15 protein-coding genes are annotated in these 21,838 nt (G+C 42.5%); 10 read left to right on the top strand and 5 right to left on the bottom strand.

The features are described from left to right. Window positions 1–3: 3 nt before the first annotated feature. Window positions 4–1,269, bottom strand: a complete 1,266-nt coding sequence (locus ABJH64_RS12915) for a sulfite oxidase (RefSeq protein WP_348273967.1) — start codon at window positions 1,267–1,269, stop codon at window positions 4–6. Window positions 1,270–1,638: 369 nt separating this feature from the next. Between ABJH64_RS12915 and ABJH64_RS12910 the strand changes: the two genes are divergently transcribed. From ABJH64_RS12910 to ABJH64_RS12880, 7 genes are all read left to right on the top strand, one after another. Next, a complete protein-coding gene (locus ABJH64_RS12910) occupies window positions 1,639–4,110 on the top strand; it encodes an FtsX-like permease family protein (protein ID WP_348273968.1) in 2,472 nt (823 codons plus the stop codon). 292 nt (window positions 4,111–4,402) lie between these two features. Beyond that, window positions 4,403–6,823 (top strand): FtsX-like permease family protein, encoded by a 2,421-nt coding sequence (locus tag ABJH64_RS12905; RefSeq protein WP_348273969.1) that lies wholly within the window; start codon window positions 4,403–4,405, stop codon window positions 6,821–6,823. A 424-nt stretch (window positions 6,824–7,247) separates the two neighbouring features. Then, window positions 7,248–7,913, top strand: a complete 666-nt coding sequence (locus ABJH64_RS12900) for a DUF1080 domain-containing protein (protein WP_348273970.1) — start codon at window positions 7,248–7,250, stop codon at window positions 7,911–7,913. A 27-nt stretch (window positions 7,914–7,940) separates the two neighbouring features. Then, complete coding sequence (locus tag ABJH64_RS12895) at window positions 7,941–9,290, top strand: Gfo/Idh/MocA family oxidoreductase (RefSeq protein WP_348273971.1); 1,350 nt, start codon at window positions 7,941–7,943, stop codon at window positions 9,288–9,290. Between the two features lie 433 nt (window positions 9,291–9,723). Further along, a complete protein-coding gene (locus tag ABJH64_RS12890) occupies window positions 9,724–12,123 on the top strand; it encodes an FtsX-like permease family protein (protein WP_348273972.1) in 2,400 nt (799 codons plus the stop codon). A gap of 107 nt (window positions 12,124–12,230) precedes the next feature. Continuing rightward, window positions 12,231–12,914, top strand: a complete 684-nt coding sequence (locus ABJH64_RS12885; protein ID WP_348273973.1) for an ABC transporter ATP-binding protein — start codon at window positions 12,231–12,233, stop codon at window positions 12,912–12,914. After that, a complete protein-coding gene (locus ABJH64_RS12880) occupies window positions 12,892–14,241 on the top strand; it encodes a TolC family protein (RefSeq protein WP_348273974.1) in 1,350 nt (449 codons plus the stop codon). Before ABJH64_RS12885 ends, ABJH64_RS12880 begins: the two co-directional genes overlap by 23 nt. 430 nt (window positions 14,242–14,671) lie before the next feature. Here the strand turns inward: ABJH64_RS12880 and ABJH64_RS12875 are convergent, their stop codons facing one another. Beyond that, window positions 14,672–15,520, bottom strand: a complete 849-nt coding sequence (locus tag ABJH64_RS12875) for an OmpA family protein (RefSeq protein WP_348273975.1) — start codon at window positions 15,518–15,520, stop codon at window positions 14,672–14,674. A 217-nt stretch (window positions 15,521–15,737) separates the two neighbouring features. After that, window positions 15,738–16,322, bottom strand: a complete 585-nt coding sequence (locus ABJH64_RS12870) for a DUF4136 domain-containing protein (RefSeq protein ID WP_348273976.1) — start codon at window positions 16,320–16,322, stop codon at window positions 15,738–15,740. A 222-nt stretch (window positions 16,323–16,544) separates the two neighbouring features. Between ABJH64_RS12870 and ABJH64_RS12865 the strand changes: the two genes are divergently transcribed. Both ABJH64_RS12865 and ABJH64_RS12860 read left to right on the top strand, forming a co-directional pair. Further along, window positions 16,545–17,129 carry a uracil-DNA glycosylase family protein gene (locus ABJH64_RS12865; RefSeq protein ID WP_348273977.1) on the top strand — a complete coding sequence of 195 codons (585 nt, stop codon included), beginning with the start codon at window positions 16,545–16,547 and terminating at the stop codon, window positions 17,127–17,129. Between the two features lie 112 nt (window positions 17,130–17,241). After that, on the top strand, window positions 17,242–18,396 hold the full coding sequence (locus ABJH64_RS12860; protein WP_348273978.1) for a hypothetical protein: 1,155 nt from the start codon (window positions 17,242–17,244) through the stop codon (window positions 18,394–18,396). 369 nt (window positions 18,397–18,765) lie between these two features. Here ABJH64_RS12860 and ABJH64_RS12855 read toward each other — a convergent pair whose 3' ends face one another. After that, window positions 18,766–19,677, bottom strand: a complete 912-nt coding sequence (locus tag ABJH64_RS12855) for a sugar phosphate isomerase/epimerase (RefSeq protein ID WP_348273979.1) — start codon at window positions 19,675–19,677, stop codon at window positions 18,766–18,768. 157 nt (window positions 19,678–19,834) lie between these two features. Here ABJH64_RS12855 and ABJH64_RS12850 point away from each other — a divergent pair, with 157 nt between their 5' ends. Continuing rightward, window positions 19,835–20,500 (top strand): FAD-binding oxidoreductase, encoded by a 666-nt coding sequence (locus tag ABJH64_RS12850; RefSeq protein WP_348273980.1) that lies wholly within the window; start codon window positions 19,835–19,837, stop codon window positions 20,498–20,500. Window positions 20,501–20,511: 11 nt separating this feature from the next. Here ABJH64_RS12850 and ABJH64_RS12845 read toward each other — a convergent pair whose 3' ends face one another. Continuing rightward, entirely contained in the window at window positions 20,512–21,756 is a 1,245-nt protein-coding gene (locus ABJH64_RS12845; RefSeq protein ID WP_348273981.1) for a sodium:proton antiporter, read from the bottom strand. Window positions 21,757–21,838 lie beyond the last annotated feature (82 nt).

The raw sequence follows: 21,838 nt of genomic DNA, 5'->3' as shown, positions 1-21,838 counted from the left end.
CGTTTAGCTTACTTTGACGGCGATTCTATGACAAGCATTATTCAGGTAGCCTTTCGGATTCCAGCCTGGCATAACCATGGTTTGCGAGATACCTTTTGAGTCAGTGGCTTTTGCCCAGATCTCATAATATCCTGCCTGCGGAAAAGTCAGGTCTATAGACCATTGTTGCCAAGCAAGTCTGTTCGTAGGTTTTTTCAACGTGCAAGTTTTCCAAGTCGCACCAAAATCAGTAGTCACTTGCATCTCTTTTACTTCCAGGTCCCCAGCCCAAGCATGGCCTTGCACGGTAAGTTTTTTGTCTTTGCCAAACATCGCTCCCGTTTTTGGGTAGGTGATCATGGATTTTACAGGCATGGATTCGATAATTTTCATGTCCTCATCCGGTACTTCCTGACCTGGCGCCACAGGATATTTTGGAACTCGATAGGAGTCACCCATCATTTTCTCCCCGTCATGCACCTTGTTTCTGACTACGAGTTTGTTCAGCCACTTGCCAGAAACTGATGCTGGCCAGCCCCCGCATACTAATCGAAGAGGATAGCCATGTGTCAGAGGAATGTCTTTTCCATTAAGTTGAAAAGCCAATAAAGACTCATCTTCCATTGCTTTCGCTATCGGAACACCTCGAGAGATTACCACTTTATTTGGATCGCCGTTGAGATGCTTGTCAGCACCGTAGTAGCCTATGTAAACTGCGTCGGATTTGATTCCCACGTCTGCCAGCACATCCTTAAGGCGTACTCCAGTCCATTGGGAACAGTAAACGGCACCTTCTTCCCATTGATTTCCGGATGCCTGCGGGTAAAAACCAGCTCGGCCATTTCCACCACATTCGATTACGAGCTGATAGCTGTAGGATTTGAATTTGCTTTTGAGCTCGGCGAGGGTGTAGGTTTTTTCTTTTACCACTGACTCACCACCCACCGTTAGCGTCCATTTAGACACCTCTATATCTTCAGGGATTAGTCCATTATTTCGGATGAAAATACTGGAAACTGGCGTGATCGCGTCATTCAATAGATGAGCCGGTGGCTCGATGTTCCAAGGTTTCTCATTGCGTACGATCATCTCTTTGCTTTTTCCTTCCAGTGGATTAAAATCTGCTGGAAGCATCACGGGAATGTAGCCTTTTGGCATACTCGCAGCATGCACAATATCAGCCCCGAGAAATGCCGCCATCGCGGCGAGGGTGCTTTTTTGCAAAAAGGATCTTCTATCCGAAGAATTTTCTTTCTTTTTCTTAGCGCTAGTTGATTCTTTTCTTGACATGGGGAAGTAGGGTTGAAAAGTGACTTGGGTAAAATTAGAAATCTTACTGACTTTTATCCAATTACAATCTGATGATTTGATATTTCAGCAGCTGATCAGGTTGGATTTTTTCTAATGAAGCTTGCAAAACTGTGAGAAGTGGCGGGATTTGTAATTAACTCTTTTTCGGACTTTGCCCACCAGCGGACAAAAATGTTCGCTTGATTTTTAAAATAAGTTACTTGAAATGCAAATAGGGTCTATTTTATGGTTTTTATACTGGCACAGAAATTTGATAAAGGGAAGAGGATTAACTCTTTGTTTTTGGATTTTCTTTGATAATCTAATTTACAGACTTTGTCCTTCACCCTTAAACTAGCACTATTCTCTATGTGGAAGAACTACCTTGAAATAGCTTGGAGAAATTTGGTAAGGCAAAAGTCTTTTACCCTGATTAACATTTTGGGTTTATCTATTGGCTTAGCCTGTTGTTTGATTCTGCTGGCTTTTGTGAAGCAGGAGCGATCGTATGATTCTTTTCATCAGGAGAGTAATCAAATCTATCGAGTGGTTCAGAGAGTCAGCAATTCTTCGGAATGGGCCTGGACCGGTGGTGCTGTCAGTGCAATGCTTCGTAAGGAATTTCCAAATGAACTAAGTGAGGTAGTCATGCTAGTGCCTGCCAGCATGTACCTGAAGTCTCCAGAGGGAATCAGCCCGGATGATAGTTTCAAAGAAGATCACTTTTACTATGCCGACGCTGGATTTGACGCGTTATTTGGCTTTGCGCTGAAAGAGGGCTCCTGGGATGGCGTATTTGATAATCCTTATCAGCTTGCACTGACTGAGACAAAAGCATTCAAGTATTTCGGAGATGTATCAGCCGTAGGAAAAACCCTCGTTGCTTCTGATGGAACTCTCTTTGAAATCAAAGCCGTACTGGAAGACCTTCCTTCTAATACACACATGAAATTCGATTTCATCACCGGGATGAGCTCGTTTAAGTCAAACAATAATTTTCCTTTGGATGGAGAATTTGGAAGCTTCTGGTGGCCTCAGGGATATACTTATGTAAAAAGAAACTCCAACACTGACGTTAGCGAACTAAGTAAGAAAATCCCGGAAGTAATCGGTAACTATCGCAATCCAGAAGAAGCCAAAAACTACCTACAATACTTTCAACCGATCGAAGACATCCATCTGACTGCTGGATATGAACGGGAATGGACTCCCGTGATGTCCCGGCAGACGCTCTTTATTTTTGGTTCCATAGGTCTATTTGTACTGCTGCTGGCCTGTATCAATTTTATCAATCTTGCTACGGCTAAAGCTATCAAGCGCATGAAAGAGATTGGAATTCGAAAAGTAAATGGAGCACTCCGAGGTCAATTAATTCGTCAATTCCTTACCGAATCTTTTCTGATGAATGCGATCGCCTTGATCGTAGGTATAGCGTTAATCTACCTGATTCTCCCCCTTTCTAATGCGCTTCTTGGTGTACAAATTTCTTTCAGCCTAAGTGCTGATCCTGCCATTCCTTTATTTATTCTTACTATCTGGATTGTTTCTTCCCTGTTGGCCGGAACTTTCCCAGCTTTTTACCTATCCGGGCTGAAGCCAGAGATGATATTAAAGCAAGCCGGAGGAGCAGGAGGCAAGGCAGGTCTTCGCAAGTCTCTTGTGGTATTTCAGTTTGTGCTCTCAGCTTTGCTGGTTTTTTGTGGTGGAGTGGCTTATTACCAACATAGTTTTTTGAAGAATTCCGACATGGGCTTTGACTACACTCAACTAGTGGCCATTTCTCTCAATGATCAGGCGAAAGCGAATCTTGGAGTCTTGAAACATGAGTTGGGAAGTCTAGCTGGTGTGGAGACTGTCAATGCCGTAAGTGCTATACCTGGAGTAGAAGCAGGTTGGTCCCCTTCATTTTCCTATACAGACATGAAGGAGGGTGATGAGCAGGATGTTTATTTGCAATACGTGGATGCTAGTTTTTTCGATAACCTTAGTATTCCCCTGATTTCAGGAAGAGCATTCAGCGAAGAGTTTTCAGACCAAGGCACCAAGCGGATGATGCGTGAGCGATTTGCTGCAATGGATGATTTGGGAATAGTGATCAATGAATCCGCAGCGGAATGGATGAAGAAGAATCCTGACGAAGCCTTGGGTATGGGTGTTCGTGTATTTACGGAGGAAAATGGTCAACTATTTTCCGATTACCGAGGCTTTGTGGTGGGGGTAGTGGCTGATTATCACACCCAGAATCTTAAAGATGAAATCGTCCCCACCATCTATTTTCCTACTCAAACTTCAGCCTTTGACGCAAGTAATTACTTGCTGCTTAGAGTTGGAGATAAGTTCGGCTTTAGCGAGCTAGAAACAATTAAATCCAAATGGAAAGCACTACTGCCTGGGGTTCCGTTTGATTATAGATTTGTAGCTGATACTATTGCTTTGCAATACGATCAGGAAGCTAGAATCGGAAATATCCTTGGCGTATTTGCGCTACTGACCTTATTTATTTCTTGTTTAGGGTTACTGGGATTGTCGATTTTCACGGCTGAGGCCAAACGCAAAGAGATAGGAATCCGAAAGGTTTTGGGTGCCTCGGTTTTTGGCATTATTCAGAAATTGTCCCTCGAGTTTTTGATGCCTGTAGGAGTAGGACTGTTGATCTCATTGCCGATTGGCTATTACCTTATGGATGAGTGGCTCAGCCAATTTGCAAATAAGGTGAGTATTTCTCCTTGGTTTTTCTTGGGAACTGCCGCTTCTTCCATCCTCGTGGCCTGGCTGACTGTAGCAATGCAATCTTGGAAAACTGCCTATGCTAACCCTGTAGAGTCAATAAAAAGTGAATAAATAGCTTGGAAAGGTATCAAATGACCGACCTGGAAGTCCATTTCTAAAAATTCACATTATTAAATTATATCATTCCGCAATCTTGCTCGTATCCAAAATTCTCTTGCTCAATCGGACTGAAGACCGGAGACCGAAGTGGCCTCAATTCTTGAGTTTAACATTTGCTACATTGCTTATTCCTCCTTACTGGTAGAAAAGCGGATAATTATAAATTCTTATTATGCATCACGCTCGTTGCTGGTATCAAAGCTTATATACCGGTTATATTTTCAAATTTTCAAATCTATAAATCATGCTGAAAAACTATTTCAAAATAGCCTGGAGAAATCTCTTAAGAAATAAGCTCAGGACTAGCATTCATATTCTGGGTTTATCGATTGGAATTGCGATCTGCTTTCTGATTTTCAATGTGGTCACACATTCCTATAGTTTTGATCAGTTTCACCCGGACAAGGAGCGGATTTTCCGAATCAACACCCTTACAGATTGGGGTGATGGCGGTGGGAGTTTTCCAAATTCCGGAACTCCGGGACCACTGGGAGAGGTGATTACGGATGAGATAGCAGGTTTGGAGGAAAAAGGCAGGCTCTATACGATGTATGAGACCTTGGTCACATTGCCAGGTACAGCAAAGGTATTTGGAAGGAGCAATGAAATAACCTTTGCAGACCCGGGTTTCTTCACCATTTTTCCTAGAAAATGGTTGGCAGGAAATCCCGAAACAGCCTTGGTCCAACCGGAATCTGTCGTGATCTCAGAGGCGAGTTTGCATAAGTATTTCCCTGGCTCTGAAGCTTCTGACGTGCTCGGCCAGGAATTGATGTATGTAGAATCTGACACCATCTATGCTACAGTCACCGGTGTGATTGCTGATTACCTTGAGAATACAGATTTCATTTTCACAGATTTCGTTTCTTTCAGTACCATCCGAACGGATGAACAGATCGAGTGGTATGGCTTACATGATTGGACGTCTGTTAACTCCAGCAACCAGCTTTTTGTCAAACTCGCAAAGGGAGTTTTTCCTAAATCAGTTGATGAAGCTTTTAAGCCTTTGATAGCAAAAAACATGGAGTCTGAAGAGGACGGAGAATATGCCACGAGCTTTTTTACCGAGCCGCTTTCAGAGATGCATTTTCAGCCAAATTATGGAAACACACACGTTTCAAAGACTTTTTTAAAAGGGTTAATATTTATTGGCTTGATCATATTGGTGCTGGCCACCCTGAATTTTGTAAATCTGGAAACGGCGCAAGCGATCAGCCGATCTAAGGAAGTTGGGATTAGAAAAACTATTGGCGGAACTAGGCTTCAATTGATTTCACAGTTTTTGGCGGAGACATTTTTGATTATTATCATTAGTACAATCCTAGCTTTAGGACTGGTCGAAGGATTAAAGCTGCTGTTTGCTTCCTACCTTCCACAGGGTTTTGCGATAGCTTACTTTTCGCTTTCGAACATTCTTTTTTATGCAGCATTCCCCCTTTTGTTGACCGTTATCACTGGTATTTACCCTGCGCTTATCCTTTCCAATTACGATCCTCAGCGTGCTTTGAAGGGGGAAATGATTCGAAATGGTAAATTTTCGGTGGGCGTTTTTCTAAGAAAAAATCTTACGGTCATTCAGCTTTCTTCCTCTATCGCCTTTATCATTTTGGTGTTGGTGCTGAACTATCAGTTGAAATATGTGAGTAGTCAGCCTTTAGGGTTTGATAAAGAAGCGGTGCTCTATGCGCCCGTGCCATTCATGTCTGATCCGGATAAAATGCTTCAGCTTCAGGACCGCTTTAATCAGGAAGCGATTGTGCAGCGCGCGAGTTTGAGTGGAAGTTTGGTGACTTCTACGAGTCTTTGGACATCCATCGCTATAATCCCCGTGGACTCCACCGAGCAGGAGATTGCTATCCAGGTGATGAACGTTGATTCTGCCTTTGTTCAAGTCAATCGTATTCCCTTACTGGCAGGTTCGGATAAGATTTCCAGCGATGATGAGATTATAATCAATGCACAATTTGTAAAAGATGCAGGTTATGCTTCGTCTGAAGAAGCTGTGAACAGTGTGATTCGATACTCCGATAGACAGGTGAAAATCATTGGGGTAGTAGGGGATTTTCATTCCAGATCTCTGCGTGAGGAAATTCGTCCATTGCTGTTTACCTATAATCCTACTTATTTTCAGTCGGTAAATGTAAAACTGAATTCCGACCAAAACCTGGCTGCTGCTAAAGAGCGTCTGGAGCAGATTTATAGAACAGTATATCCTTACGAGGAGGCGTCCTTTAGCTTTCTAGATGCACAAATAAAACGTTTTTATCAAGAAGATGTCCGGATCAAAAATGTGCTGGGATTCGCCTGTGCCTTGGCGATTTTGATTTCCTGTTTGGGATTATTTGGACTTTCCAGCTTCACCATTGCCCAGCGTACCAAAGAAATTAGCATCCGAAAAGTACTGGGTGCCACCCTGCAGCAGATCCTTTTCCTGATCACCAAAGAATATATGATCCTAGTAGGAGTGTCATTCCTGATTGGAATTTTCCCAGCGTATTATTTTCTGAATGACTGGCTGAATGGCTTCAATACCAGAGTGGATATGCCCTATTGGATCTTTGTTGGCGCGGGTTTGGGAGTGCTGGCGATCTGTTTGTTGATCGTCGGGATACATTCTTATGTGGCTTCACAAACCAATCCTGCAAAGGTGTTGAAGAGTGAGTAGCGGAAATATCTCTCGCAACGGCGCGGCGGCACGGCGAAGGTGATTAACCTTTGGGTTTTTTATTTTAGAGTAGGTAGGGGCGAATAGTTATTCGCCCGCTCATTGTTAGCGAATTAAACTTTTGGAAAAGGAATTATAAATTCCCAAAATGAAAAGCGTAGAAACTCCCGTACATCTGTCGGTTCTACGCTTAGAAAAAGCTGGTTCTGCACCTAGCGCGGCAAGCTCCAGAGATTTTTTACACTTACTTTTTACTAGTTTCTTTCTGCCAAAATCAACCTGTCTTTTCCTAAAAAATCAATTAATAACCACAGAAGTAAATAAAATTTTTAATTAAGTTTTTTTGGTTCATAATTGACATGAAACGCTAAATTGCAATTCAGTTTATATTTTGAAACGCTAGTTCAAGCAAATAACCTTTGGTATGTCAAGACCCAAGCATCTTCAATTTTCCATACTATTTCTCTGTGTAATCTTTTTGGCAGCATGCAGCAGTCAGAAAAATAGCTCCGACGCAGGGTTTACCCCACTTTTTAACGGAGAAAATCTGGACGGATGGGTAGGAAATAAGACTTCCTATCGTGCAGAGGACGGGATGATAGTCATTGATCCCAAAGGAACAGGTGGTGGTAATCTTTTTACGGAGAAAGAGTATGGGGACTTTGTGTTTCGCTTTGATTTTCAGCTTACACCCGGCGCCAACAATGGGCTGGGGATCCATGCACCGCTAGAAGGAGATGCAGCGTATGTGGGAAAAGAACTTCAGATCCTGGACAATACAGCAGATAAATTTAAAGACCTGGAGGTATATCAATACCACGGCTCTGTATATGGAGTGATACCAGCGAAGCGCGGTTTTTTGAAGCCAGTAGGAGAATGGAATTCTCAGGAGGTAATAGTCAATCACCCGCACATCAAAATCATCTTGAATGGAGAGGTTATTGTAGATGGGGACTACCTAGAAGCTAGCAAAAATGGGACTTTGGATAAAAAAGATCACCCGGGATTGCAGCGTAGCAGCGGTCATATTGGCTTTCTAGGACATGGAGATGTCGTGCGTTTTAAGAATATAAGTATCAAAGAATTATAAGCAACCAAGTAATAATTTCAATAGAATATGAGTAAGAAAATTCAGAGTATTGATCGTAGAGACTTTGTCAAAAAAAGTGGTTTAGGGATTTTGGGAGCTGCTTTGGCACCTTCTCTTTTGGCTAGACTGAATGCCGGGGAGCGACTGAGAACAGCCCATATTGGCCTTGGAAGTATGGGAATGGCAGATTTGGGTGCTATTTCATCTCATCCGCAAGTAGATGTCATGGTTCTATGCGATGTGGATAGCGCTAATCTGGCGAAAGCCAAGGTGCTACATCCTACAGCAAAAACCTACAGTGATTACCGTATCCTGTTGAATGAAATGGGCAATGAAATCGATGCAGTCATCGTATCTACACCCGATCATACCCATGCACCCGCTTCAATGATGGCTATGGAGATGAACAAGCCTGTGTACTGTCAGAAGCCGCTAACGCATCATGTGAGTGAGGCTAGAGCAATGAATAAACTCGCTGCCGAAAAGAACCTCGTGACTCAGATGGGTATTCAGGTTCACTCTTTTTATGACTACAAATTAGCGACGCTACTGATCCAGTCTGGTATCATCGGTAAGGTGCATACTGTGCGTGCCTGGTCTCCAAAAGACTGGGGGTACGATGGGCCAGAGCCTGAAGGTTCGGATCCTGTACCTGCTACGCTGGACTGGAATCTGTGGCAAGGAACTGCTCCAGAGCGTCCATATAAAGAAGGGTTTTATCACCCCGGCAACTGGAGAAAGGTGATGGATTATGGATGTGGTACGCTAGGAGATATGGGCGTTCATATTTTTGACACGCCATATAATGCCCTTGAACTAGACGTTCCTCGCACGATTGTCAATGAGTGCCGCGAACCTACGGGCTTTGGATTCCCTGCAAATAATATCGTGACTTATGAATTCCCGGGTACCAAACATACCGCTGACACCTTAAAGTGGGTTTGGTATGATGGAATCGGTGCACCAGAGGCACATGAGGACTTAGTACTTCCAAATGGCGATAAGTTACCAGATCAGGGAGCTATGTTTATGGGCGAAAAAGGGCGTTTGTTATTGCCGCATTTCCAGCAGCTACCGCGCAAAATAGTGGATGGTAAGTATGTGGAAATGGATATCGAATCATTCAATCTGGGCAAACCTGTAAAGGATTACGCTGCTGAAAGTAACAAGCATTACCATCAGTTTGTGGATGCTTGCTTAGGTAAAGGTGAGACTACTGCTCCATTCTCTTATGCCTCTCGACTGACCGAAACCATCTTATTGGGCGTAATCGCGGGTCGATTCCCTAACGAGACGCTGCACTGGGATAGCAAAAAAGCAAAGTTTGCTGAGAAAAAAGCGAATAAGTATTTGAAAGGAAAGTATCGCAAATTCTAGTAGCTAGGTGATAGAATCAAGAGCCGAGTGTCAAGAGCTTAGCGTTAAGATAGTAGATTTTAGAGCTAAGATGTTGGAATTTGATACCTGGCAGTAGGTCGAGCGAAGTCGAAACCGAACTCAGCTATAACTTTAAATTCAATCAATGGGACTGTTGCTTTAAGTATTGACCATTGAAAATTAAAACTCGACAATAGCTTTTGTTCGCCAGCGAACAAAAACGTTCGAGTTGGAAGTCTTAATAAAAGTGTAAAAATGCCTTTGAAGTGAATTCAGAGGCATTTTTTTATGGCATAAAAGTGGAAATGAGGTGAAACCGAATTCGGTCCCAGTCTCCGTGAGCAGCGCAACCTGTTTTGCGAGGATTAGGGAATAAACTTAAAATGAAGAGTTGAGTAAGGTAATCTTCCAATTTTAAATCTTTCAATTTCTTATGTGGAAAAACTATTTTAAAATATCCCTGCGCAACCTGAAAAAACGCAAGCTCTACACAGGTATCAATCTTATCGGATTGACTATAGCCATCGTGAGTTTTTTGGCGATTTGCCTATACATTCAGCATGAGTGGAGCTACGATAAAATGTACGCCGATCACGATCGAATCTACAGATTCAACCAGGAGTTTATCTCTCTGGGCGAAAGCCAACTAGTCAGTTCTACTCCTTCAAGCCTCATACCTACACTTATCGAGGAAGTTCCTGAAGTGGAAACAGGAACTTTATTATTTGATATCAGCATTTTTTCTTCCGTCCTAGTAGATGGGGGAGAAGGGAATCAAGAGGAGAATGCCTTTGCTTTTGCAGATGAGAATTATTTTAAGGTGTTTGATTTTGAGTTGATCTCAGGCAATCCTGCGTTGGTTTTGGCGGAGCCAAATCAATTGGTACTTACCAAGAGTACAGCTGAGCGTTATTTTGGAGATGCTATTTCTGCAGTAGGAAAAGCAATGAAGGTGGATGGGGAGGATTACTCCGTATCTGGTGTGATGGAGGATTTTCCGACCAATAGCCACATGGCGTTTGACTTTTTGGCCTCATTCAAATCCCATCGCCATGGCACCGAGCCTGAATGGTCGCCGAGTAATTATTATACTTATGTGAAGCTAAAAGAAGGTGCGGATGTCGCTGGTTTTGAAAAGAAAGTTGAGGAAATAAAAGAGAAGTACTTAGGAAAAGACTTAGCAGAATATGGCTATAAAACGTTTTTTCATTTGCAACCCGTAAGCCAGATTCATTTGGGTAATCAGTCGCTCAGCAGCATCAAACCAGGAACGGATATTCGCTATTTATATATTTTCGGGATCGTAGCCTTGCTGTTGATTGCCATTGGGATAATCAATTATGTGAATTTGGCTACTGCCGAAGCCACCGAGCGAAACAAGGAGGTGGGGCTTCGCAAAGCAATGGGAGCTGGTCGTGGACAGCTTTTTGGACAATTCGTCTCTGAATCCATGCTCCTAACTTTTGCAGCGACGGTTTTGAGTATCCTGTGTTTATATCTTATTCTGCCAAAATTTTCTCAGATCGGTGGAGTGCCGCTGAGTGCCAATTCCTTGATGAATCCACTGGGAATGAGCTTTATGATTGGGTTGATTCTGGTGGTAGGCTTGCTTGCCGGGATGTACCCTTCCCTAGTCTTGTCGGGAATGGAGCCAATTAAGGCGTTGGCTAATAAAACCAAGATGGGAGGAGGTGCTTGGGTGAGAAAGTCGCTAGTGGTATTTCAGTTCTTTGTTTCCATAGGTCTGCTGATCGCTACTTTCGTGGTGAAAAGCCAATTGGACTACATGCAAAATGTGAGTTTGGGGTATGATAAAGAGCAGGTCGTGGCTTTGACCTATCATTACAACATGCGAAATATAGCGGAGACGATGAAATCTGAAATGCTCAGAAGCGGTGCAGCAAGTTCCGTTGCTTTGGCAGGCGATATGCCCGTACATATCAAAGCCGGCTACACTATTTTTCCGGGTGGGGACAATGACCGTGAATTTATGATCACTGGGTATTCTACGGATGAAGATATCGTTGAAACCCTGAACCTGGCGATTTTGGCAGGAACCGATCTTAACGAAAATGATTTGACAAGAAATCAGGCCAATGAAAAGGAAGAGTTGATTTCCATTATCCTCAATGAATCAGCCATAAAAGAAATGGGATGGACTGCTGAGGAGTCAATTGGAAAAACGGTGAATTTTGGCTTTTCCAATGCCAGAATAAAAGCCGTTGTGGGAGATTTTTATTTCAACTCTATGCATGAGAGAATCGGTCCGCTTGGAATTTTCAAAGATCAGATCAATGCAAATGTGATCCTGGTGAAAATCCCACCGGGAAACCCTTCTGCCACGCTGGCGACCCTCGAGGAAGTCTGGAAGAAATTTGTGCCTGACCGTCCATTCAACTACCGCTTTGTGGATCAGGAATATGCCCAGCTTTACCGTTCGGAGGAGCGTGTGGGTGTGATTTTCACCTTATTCTCCGGGATAGCAGTTTTTATTGCGTGTATGGGATTATTTGGTTTGGTCTCCTATGTAGCACTTCGGCGTACGCGAGAGATCAGTATTCGTAAGGTTCTAGGCGCTACGCAAAAAGATGTGGTTTCAGTACTGGCTTCTGATTTCTTCAAGTTACTAGTGGTAGCCTCAGTTTTGGCTGTAGGGTTTGGGTTGTGGTTTAGCAAAACTTGGCTTCAATCCTTCGCCAATCAAGTGGAGTTCTCACCTTGGCCTTATATTCTGGCAATCGCGCTAGTATTGTTCTTAGCTACATTGACGATAGGCTATAGAAGCTGGAAAGTGTTCCGATTGAATCCTGCGAAAACGCTGAAAAGTGAGTAGCAATGTAGTGAAGGGAGATCGGAGAAAAAGAGAATAGAGATTAGCGAGTTTAAAAAGTCGAAGATTGAAATCTCAAGTGACACAAATACGGTAATAAAAATTATAAAATGATAGAAATTAAGAAGTTAGACAAATACATAGAATCGCGTTTTCAGCGGATTTTTTTACTCAAAGGAATAAGCCTGAGCATCAGCGAGGGGGAATTTGTGACCATCATGGGTCCAAGTGGCGCGGGGAAATCTACACTGCTAAATATCCTAGGATTGTTGGATGAAGATTATGAAGGAGAATATTTGTTTGGAGATAGAAATCTGGCCAAAATGAAGGAACGAGAGCGGGCAGCACTGCATAAAAGTGAGTTTGGCTACATCTTTCAAGCCTATCATTTGATCGATGAACTGACGGTTTATGAGAATATTGAGACGCCACTTTTATATAGGAATGTTTCTTCCACCGAGCGCAAAAGCATCATTGCCAATCTTCTTGACCGCTTCAATATGGTAGCCAAAAAGGATCTTTTTCCAGCGCAACTATCGGGTGGGCAGCAGCAGCTGGTAGGAATCGCTAGGGCAGTGGCTGGACGGCCAAGAGTGCTTCTGGCAGATGAGCCCACGGGTAATCTTCACTCAGGTCAAGCCAAGGAAATCATGGAGGTTTTTCAGGAATTGCATAGGGAAGGAACGACAATAATTCAGGCGACGCATGCCAGAGAAAATGCGGATTACGGCACTCGATTGATCGATATGCTGGACGGAAAAATAGAAAAAGATGAAGCGATTATTCATGTATAAAAAGTTCATAACCTTCCTTATAGCAGTACTACTTACAGGCACTATTCAGGCTCAGGATACGCTGAGAATTAATTTTCGCCAGGCAGTAGATTTGGCTTTGTCTGCCAATGTTACTTACCAAACCCAGTCCAATAACATGGAAGTGCTGAAGCTGGAAAAGCAAAATGCGCTACTTTCTCATCTTCCTAATGCAAACATCAACAGTTCATTTTCCCAACAATCGGGACAGCAGTTTCAACAAATAGAAGGTGAAATCGTCGTGACGAATGTGACCAATGAGGTAGTCAATGCAGGCTTGAATATGAGTATGCCGATTTTCAATTCCGGTAGAAGAATCTTGGATACGCAGTCGGCAAAATTAGCCTACGAAGCTGGGGAAAAAGGCCTGGACCGAGCTCAGCAACAGGTGATGTTTGATGTGGCTAGACGCTACTTGCAAGTACTTTTAGATCAGGAAATAGTGAGGATTTCTCTAGAAAATCTGGAGAATCAAAAAGAGACACTGAGACAGATAGATGGGTTTGTAGATGCTGGCCTTCGTACCTTATCAGACAAGTATAATCAGCAATCCGAAGTTGCTCGACTGGAATCTGTACTGGTAGATGCAGAGTTGCAATACGAGAATGATGTATGGGACTTGTCCGAATATTTGCAGCTGGAGCCGGGAGTGGTACCTGTCTTGGAAGAGGTGGATCCGAGGTCAGGAGGGTTGAGGTTTGAAGGAATGGATATGGCAGAATTGTATGACATTGCTCAAGCCAATAGAGCTGACGGTGTGCAGCAGAAACTCTTGGAGACCTCCTTTAAAAAGGACATGCAGGCAATAAAGGCTATGTATTATCCAAGAATCGGTGCTTTTTATAATTACAATACCTTCTTTACTTCCTTGGATGACAGGAATCTACAGGATCAACTTTTAAAAGTTTACCCACAGAACACTTTAGGTCTGAGCTTGAACATTCCCATATTCAACAACTTCCAAACCAGATTGGATGTGAGTAGGAGTAAAGTTGCATACAAAAATCAGGTTTTGCAGAAGGAGTCTTTGGACAGAAAAATCTATCAGGATGTGAAGCTAGCTTATCTCAATTATATGGCGGCTGTTAAAAAGGAGGGGAATACGAGTATCCAGGTGTTGGCGGCGGAGGAAGCACAGAATGCTATCTCAGAGCGATTTAGGTTGGGGATTTCCAATTTCGTCGATTTGGCTACCGCCAATCAACAGCTAGTCGCTGCTCAAGCTGACAAGGCCCAGGCTGTTTACACGCTCTTTTTCCAAGAAGTATTGATGCAGCACGCGCTGGGAACGTTGGAGGTGCTGCAGTAGATAGGAAATTTAAAACCTTAGACATTTGATTCAAGACGTCAGATTTAAGAATCAAGACAAAGCAGAATTAGAAGCTTTCTTATCTGAATCCAAGAGTCGTTCCTACGGAACGAAAAGTACTAACTATTTATACATTTTCTACAGACTAGACCTTTCTACGGAAGGTTGAATTTACCCTGAAAATTTGCCCTATGAGGGCAATTGGTCCGTAGCTAGGAAGTCGCAATTCATTTAATCGTTCCAGCGGAACGCGTCCTGATTGTTCCGAAAATGTGAGAAAACATATAGTCCGGCTTCTCCAGAAGCAGGACATTGTTTCGTGATCTCCGCGAAAAACTCTGTGCCCACTGCGGTTAAAAATAAAAAAAGCGGACTATATAGCCCGCTTTTCGGTTGTGGTGGTTAAAGTTAGTTGGTGGTTTTTCTTATCTTAAAGCATTGCAAAGAACATGTCCAAGTCTGGAATCAACACAATTCTTGTTCTTCTGTTGATTGCCATATTTTCAGGAGTATCGTTGTCAACTAGAGGCATATAGCTGGCTCTACCTGCTGCGATCATTTTTTCAGGTGCTACTCCGTACTCTTCCTGTAGCTTTCTCACAATACTGGTTGCTCTTTTTACGGATAGATCCCAGTTGTCCTGAACTACTCCCGTAGAGATCGTACGTGGATCAGTATGTCCCTCGATCATCACTTGAAGGCTTGGCTCTGCATTGATTAGCTCAGCCAACTTCTCAAGCAATGGATCTGCTTTGGAGTTCATTCTGTAGCTACCTGTGTTGAAAAGCAGCTTGTCCGAAACAGAAATCATCACAACCGTCTGATCAATGGAGATATTGACATCGTCTTCTTCTCCTTCTACTGTATTCTCAGTAATGTTTTTCTTTAGGTTATATTCTACAGCCAAATTCACAGAATCCTCTAAAGTCTGCGCCTGAGCTAGCTTCGCCTGATCTACATTGGCCAAGGTTGCCTTCATTTTCTCTTTAGAATTTTTTGACATTACTGTTGCACCTTCAAGGCTAAGCATTCCATCATTTTTCAGGGTCAGCGCATCATTTGTATCACGCAGGGAATTGATTCTTGCGTTGTATTCAGCTACTCTGTTCTCGATGATTTGCATCTTTTCCTCGAGTTCAGCTTTCTCTTGTTCTGTGGTAGCTAATTCTGTCTGAGTTTTGTAAAGATTACCTTCAAGTTCCGTGTATTTCTTTTTGGATACACAAGAGACCATCACAGTGGCGCTCAGCAGTCCGGTTACGATAAGTGATTTTTTCATAGTTGATTTCATTGTCTTTGGATCAACTATTTCAAAGCAATTGCCATAACCAAAAACAACCTGCTAAATCTATTTTATATTCTTAAAAGGTAGATATAATGCTAATGGAGGCCCTTTTGGTAAAAAAAAGAAGCCCCAATGTGCGAAAGGGGCTTCTAGCAGAAACTGTGGAATGATTACACAGGTTGTCTCGTTCGTTACTCACTGGGTCGGAAGATTATTCCATTTGCCTGATTAGGACTTTGAACTCATTCATAACCCTATAGGCTGCCCGCGTGACGTCGGATTGGAAATTGGGAGATTCTTCATCAAAGTTTGCTGCTGTGTAACCTTGCCAGATGGTATTTCCTCGTCTTCCATCAATCACGTAGATGACTAGCATGCCTTGGTTTTGGGTGTAGCGCACCAGATTGTAAGTCTCATCTCGTTCTAAGTCCTTGTCTTCATCGAGGTCGGATGGCACCGGAACTGTTCCTGTTCTTCTTAACCAAAAATCAAACTCAGGCTGTACATATCCCCGGTATTTGATAGAGTCCATGAAGATTTTGTAGCTCACCAACATATCAGGTTTACTTTCTTCTTCCCTGAAACCCTGAGAGCCTAGCCTAGCGCCTATGGTCGCATTCAGGACTGGGGTTATTGTGGAATTTTCACTTTCCGAGGGATTTACAAATGCAAAGGTTTTATACCTTTTAAAGGAGGCCTGGTAATTGTAATCGTAATCGGTCACATAATCCTTGGAAGAAAAGCAACCTGCACAAATGAAAAGTAGCAGTGCGAAGAGCAAGTAGGTGTTTTTCATGGCGTTGGAAGATGAATGGTTGAAAGATGTGTTGCTAGTTACGTAGTGTGGTAATCAGGTGGATTTAACATTCGTTAACATCTATTTGTTTAGAATCAATAAGTTGAATTTCAATAGAGTAGCCTATTAATTTACCATAAAATCTCTAGTAAATTCAAAACCAATCTATTTTCTTTCTTTTTCCCCGAATAGAAGTATTTTAAAAACAAGCAACAGGTAGTGATGGAGAGTTTTCGAACAGTAGTCTCTGAGGCTAAGGCATGTACCCTTTGTGAGAAATTCCTGCCTCTTGGCCCGCGCCCGGTTTTTACCATTCACCCTAAAAGTAAAATTCTCATCATTGGACAGGCTCCAGGGACGAAAGTTCATGCGACTGGAATTCCCTGGAACGATGCCAGTGGCAATGAACTTCGTAGGTGGCTAGACGTGGATCGTGAAACATTTTATGATCCATCACTCTTTGGAATAATGCCTATGGGATTTTGCTATCCGGGCAGGGGAAAAGGTGGCGATCTCCCTCCAAGACCTGAATGCGCGCCAACTTGGCATCGACAGATGAGGAATCAGATGCCTGATGTGAAACTGACTTTACTCATTGGTCAGTACGCGCTAAATTATTATTTAGGGAAAAACAGGAAGAAGACTTTAACAGAGACGGTAAGAAATTACGAGGAATATTTGCCAGATTTCATTCCTCTGGTGCATCCATCCCCGCGTAATCTGATGTGGAGGCGAAGAAATACCTGGTTTGAGGAGGAAGTGGTGCCGGCGCTTCGAGATCGGGTGCATAAGTTGATAAATGTATAGATCAGGTTAAAAATTGTTAAGTGTTTTTCGCTTGTTAATTGGTTTAGTTTTTTTAGGTATTAATTGATAATCATGTAATTGAACCTCTATTTTTTACCATCAATCCATTTCTATGAGACTCAACCCTATTCTATTCTCCTCTGCGGTTTTTTTATCCGGACTCTTCTCCTGTGGAGAAAAAACTGAAAAAACCTCTGCATCGAAAAGCTTTTCTCTGGAGATCATCGATTCGGTACAGATTGATTATCTCGGGGAGATGATGCTAATGGACTATGACCCCAAGGCAGATAAATACCTGCTTGCCACAGATTCCTATTATGAATACCTGGAAGTGAATACTAAGGGGGAATTTCTTAATCATAATAAATTCAGTGAGGAAGGGATAGATCCAATCGGGCAAGCCTTAGGTCTTGGGTATTTCAAGGGAGATGTGACCGTTTTCAACCCGCCCAAAGGGTACTTTAGATTTCAAGATTCCACTAAAGTAGGAGAAATCACCATTCCCTATCCTCATCAGATATTTATGATGTATCCAAAGCTTGGGGTATTTGAGTCAGGCAATAAGATTTATTACCCGAAGCCATGGCCGGAATCATTGGCTGTTAATTTTGAAGAGGGTGAATTTTATCAAGCCTTGTACAGGCTACCGATCATTGAAGCGCAGGATAAAATTACTGGAGATACGCTCGGTGCTTTGAGTTTGCCGGAAACTTCCCATTTGCTGGGAGATCAGGTTCACGGTTTTCCTATTCCAGTTTACACTTTGGATAAAGATAAGCTACTGCTAAGTATGTGGTTTGAGCCGAGGTTTTATGTGTATAACAAGGTCGGTGATCAGTTTGTCTATGAAAAGACGGTTGATATCACTATTCCAGATTGGGTTGATTATACTCCTGTTCCCTTGAATAAAGCAGAACAATTTTTTACAGAAAACCAGAAAAAGAGAATTGGAAATCTCACTAATATTCTGGTGTCGGGCGACTATTACATCGCCATATACAATAGAGGACTCGATGAACAACAAGTAATTGATCTAGGACCTCCGACTAGAGACGGGCTAGAAGCACGCAGAAAAAATCCGAATTTCGCCGCGATTTTTGACAAGAATTTTAACCAATTAGCTACCAACGTTCCATTTCCAGTTTCGAGCAACTTCCCCAATGTGGTCAACAAAGCTGGTGAACTAGTAGTCTCCAAAGTTGCAGGTTTATCAGCAACTGAGGATGATGGGATCATACTTTATAGGCTCAAATTGACGGAGAAATAATAGGGTACGTTTGGTGCTATTTTTCAGTTAATCCACCTTCTGTAAGGTTTGACGTCATCAAATTGGCGTGAGGTGAAAAATTTTAAAGGATTTTAAGCGGACACTTGAATTTGAGAATTGATTATTCAGTGTCAATTCTTCTTTTTTCCTCCTGAGATTTTGTAGATCAAATACCCTACACCTATCACAAAGTGTAGGATTACTATTCCGACTATGATGTAAATGAATGTATTGCTCATAAGGACTCAAGCTGTTTTTTTTAAAGCAAGTGCCATTTTTTAGCTATAAAAAAGGAAAAAGCCATTCGGTTTAGGAATGGCTTTTTGTGACTGAAAAGTTCAAGTATAGACAATTGAACCACTAATGAATTTATTTAAACCCAATTTCTTCCAATCCTGAGTGAGAGATTTTGATGGCCTCCATAGGGTCCAAACCGAAGGTATTGTCTTGCTCTACTAGGTAAAATTCCATTCCTGACTTTTCTTTTTCAGCTAGGATTTTTTTGAAATCTATTGTTCCAGTTCCTACAGGAGCGAAGTTGCCTTCTGCATTCATGTCCTTCACATGCCAAGCAATGAAGCGTCCTGGATATTTCTCAAAGTAAGTCAATGGGTCAACGCCTGCTTTGGTCACCCAGAAAAGGTCCATCTGGAAATTGACAAATTTAGGATCACATTTTTCCAATAGTAGATCTTCGATGATCGTGCCATCTTCCATTGCTTTGAATTCAAAGTCGTGATTGTGGTAAAGCAACTTGATGCCGGCATTAGCGCATTTTTCACCCAAGGTGTTCATGATTGTCACCAACTCTTCAGGCGTTCCTTTCATGCCCATACCTTCAGGTCCGAAAGTAAACATGCCCATAGGAGGAACTGGAATTACAAAATATTCAATCCCGGCAGCTTTTACATCAGCGATGAGTTGGTCTGCATTTTCCATATTAACCATGCCCATGTGTGCACTTTTCGCAGTCAAACCAAGTGACTGTAGATAGGAACTGAATTCAGTGGGAGTCATTCCGTAGAATTTGCCATCGGCATAATTAGCAGCTTCTACGTAAGCGTATCCCGCATCCGCTACAGCTTGAAGGGTTGCTTTTGGATTGCTTGCCATCGAATCTCTTACGGTATAGAGTGCTAGACCGCCAAAACTGGAGGATTCTTCTTGAACTGTTTCCGTTGTTTCTGTGGAAGTTTCTAGGCTTTTTTCAGAACTACATGCTGTGAAGCCCAGAGCCAAGGCTAAAAGTAGAGTGAAGCTTGAATTGATTGTTTGTTTCATAGGTTTTCTTTTTTGATGCGGGCAAGTTAGCTAAATCATAGAAATAATTAGGATTGGGATGGATTTGCTGACAGTTGGCTTATCGCCAAAACTGCTTATAAATAAACAAATGCATCAAAATCCGTAAGGTAGAGTATAACCAACCCTTAAAAACACCATGACACAAGTAGTGAAAATACTCGACATTCAGCGATTGACGCATGATGTGAAGAAATACAAACTGGAAAAACCCACTGGCTATGACTTCACGCCTGGACAAGCTACCGAGGTAGCTATTAACCAAGAGCAGTGGAAAAATGAGTTCCGTCCATTTACCTTCACCTCTACAGCCGAGGAAGACTACCTAGCTTTTGTGATAAAATCCTATGCAGATCATAAGGGAGTTACCCATGAGATGGACAAGTTGTCTGTGGGCGATGAGTTACTCATCAAGGATGCCTGGGGAGCGATTCAATATAAAGGCACGGGAGTTTTTATCGCTGGCGGAGCAGGAGTTACACCGTTTATTGGGATTTTTAGGTCGCTTGAGTCAAGGGATGAGTTGAAGGGAAATACCTTGCTATTTGCTAATAAAACAGCTGAGGATGTGATCATGGCGTCCTATTTCCGCAAAGCTCTAGGGAATAACTTTGTTTCCATTCTTGAAAAAGAGCAGGCAGGAGGTCATCTACAAGGGATGATTGATAAGGATTTTATAAGAACCCATATCAAAGATTTCCAACAGGAATTCTACGTATGCGGGCCAGATGCGATGGTCAAGGATATCAGTAAAATCTTAGAGGAGTTGGGCGCAAATCCTGAGGCAATCACCTTTGAAAAGTAATTTCCAAACGGTCAAGCATATTTTCGAATGATCCTTTTCACCAAAGGACCAATTGTCAATCCCTGAACTATTATGGAAAATATGACGATCACGTAGGTAACTGTGAGAAAGAGTTCGCGCTCCATCTCCGCTTCTAAGGAGAGCGCAAGCGCAATAGATATACCGCCTCGAATTCCTCCCCAGGTCATTATAAGTCCTGTTTTTGGGATGAAATCTAATCTCTTTTTAAAGAAAGCCACCGGTCCGGCCAGGGCAATATATCTAGCCAGGAGACCAATAGGGATGGCTATTAATCCAAATATCAGATAATTGCCATCCAGAGATATGATCATCAGCTCCAATCCAATCAAAACAAAAAGCAAGGCGTTCAGCAGGACATCAATTAATTCCCAAAACTTATCCACGTAGTTTTGAGTGGTTGCGGACCATGCATTTTCAGGTGATTTATTTCCAATAAAAATCCCAGCTATTACTACCGCAAGTGGTCCTGACACATGGAGATATTGAGCCAAACCTGAGATTCCCATCACCAGGGCTAAGGTGATTAGCACTTCTGTTTCGAAATTATCGATCACTTTCATCAGCCTGAAGGCAAGCCATCCAGCTACTAATCCAAGCAAAATTCCTCCGAGAACTTCTTCTACAAACAGCAGCCCCACATCTCCGGCACTCATCGAATCCAGACCTTGCTGCGCGATTTTGAAAATCACGATAAATACCACTACTCCGACACCGTCATTGAATAGGGATTCGCCCACGATCTTGGTTTCTAGTTTTTTTGGTGCGTTGGCGTCTTTCAAAATACCCAATACAGCGATAGGATCCGTGGGAGAGATCAGTGCACCAAAAAGTAAACAGTAGATAAAATCAATCGGATAGTCAAAAACCAAAAACAGGAAATACATCATCGTGCCGATCAGAAAAGTAGAAATAAGCACCCCGATCGTCGCAAATAATGCAATGGGAGCTTTCTGCGTTTTCAACGCATCCAGCTTGGTATGAAGTGCTCCAGCAAAAAGCAGAAAACTCAGCATCACATCCAAGAGTACCGTTTCGAAGTCAATTGACTGCATCAACAGCTCGGCTTCTTCTAAGATGAAAGGGTTGACACTACCCACTAGGTGAATGGCTAAGGTGAAAATAATCGCTATGATCATCAAACCTATAGTAAAAGGCAGCTTCAAAAATTTGGTATTGATAAATGCAAAAGCTGCCGAGAGGACGGTCAAAATGGTGATGATGGTAAAAATATCCATGAATAGCTATGGTTTTGGTGTCTAAGCCCAAATTATAACCAATTAATCGATTGCTGCAAAAAACTGCTGACATCATTCTTGG

Source organism: Algoriphagus sp. (genome assembly GCF_039969895.1).
Classification (GTDB): domain Bacteria; phylum Bacteroidota; class Bacteroidia; order Cytophagales; family Cyclobacteriaceae; genus Algoriphagus.
Note: the sequence above shows the minus strand (reverse complement) of the source record. Positions and strands in the feature narration are given on the sequence as shown.

Coding starts and splice junctions, on each gene's coding strand:
- ABJH64_RS12915 (WP_348273967.1), bottom strand. CDS start 1,269: ATGTCAAGAAAAGAATCAACTAGCGCTAAGAAAAAGAAAGAAAATTCT.
- ABJH64_RS12910 (WP_348273968.1), top strand. CDS start 1,639: ATGTGGAAGAACTACCTTGAAATAGCTTGGAGAAATTTGGTAAGGCAA.
- ABJH64_RS12905 (WP_348273969.1), top strand. CDS start 4,403: ATGCTGAAAAACTATTTCAAAATAGCCTGGAGAAATCTCTTAAGAAAT.
- ABJH64_RS12900 (WP_348273970.1), top strand. CDS start 7,248: ATGTCAAGACCCAAGCATCTTCAATTTTCCATACTATTTCTCTGTGTA.
- ABJH64_RS12895 (WP_348273971.1), top strand. CDS start 7,941: ATGAGTAAGAAAATTCAGAGTATTGATCGTAGAGACTTTGTCAAAAAA.
- ABJH64_RS12890 (WP_348273972.1), top strand. CDS start 9,724: ATGTGGAAAAACTATTTTAAAATATCCCTGCGCAACCTGAAAAAACGC.
- ABJH64_RS12885 (WP_348273973.1), top strand. CDS start 12,231: ATGATAGAAATTAAGAAGTTAGACAAATACATAGAATCGCGTTTTCAG.
- ABJH64_RS12880 (WP_348273974.1), top strand. CDS start 12,892: ATGAAGCGATTATTCATGTATAAAAAGTTCATAACCTTCCTTATAGCA.
- ABJH64_RS12875 (WP_348273975.1), bottom strand. CDS start 15,520: ATGAAAAAATCACTTATCGTAACCGGACTGCTGAGCGCCACTGTGATG.
- ABJH64_RS12870 (WP_348273976.1), bottom strand. CDS start 16,322: ATGAAAAACACCTACTTGCTCTTCGCACTGCTACTTTTCATTTGTGCA.
- ABJH64_RS12865 (WP_348273977.1), top strand. CDS start 16,545: ATGGAGAGTTTTCGAACAGTAGTCTCTGAGGCTAAGGCATGTACCCTT.
- ABJH64_RS12860 (WP_348273978.1), top strand. CDS start 17,242: ATGAGACTCAACCCTATTCTATTCTCCTCTGCGGTTTTTTTATCCGGA.
- ABJH64_RS12855 (WP_348273979.1), bottom strand. CDS start 19,677: ATGAAACAAACAATCAATTCAAGCTTCACTCTACTTTTAGCCTTGGCT.
- ABJH64_RS12850 (WP_348273980.1), top strand. CDS start 19,835: ATGACACAAGTAGTGAAAATACTCGACATTCAGCGATTGACGCATGAT.
- ABJH64_RS12845 (WP_348273981.1), bottom strand. CDS start 21,756: ATGGATATTTTTACCATCATCACCATTTTGACCGTCCTCTCGGCAGCT.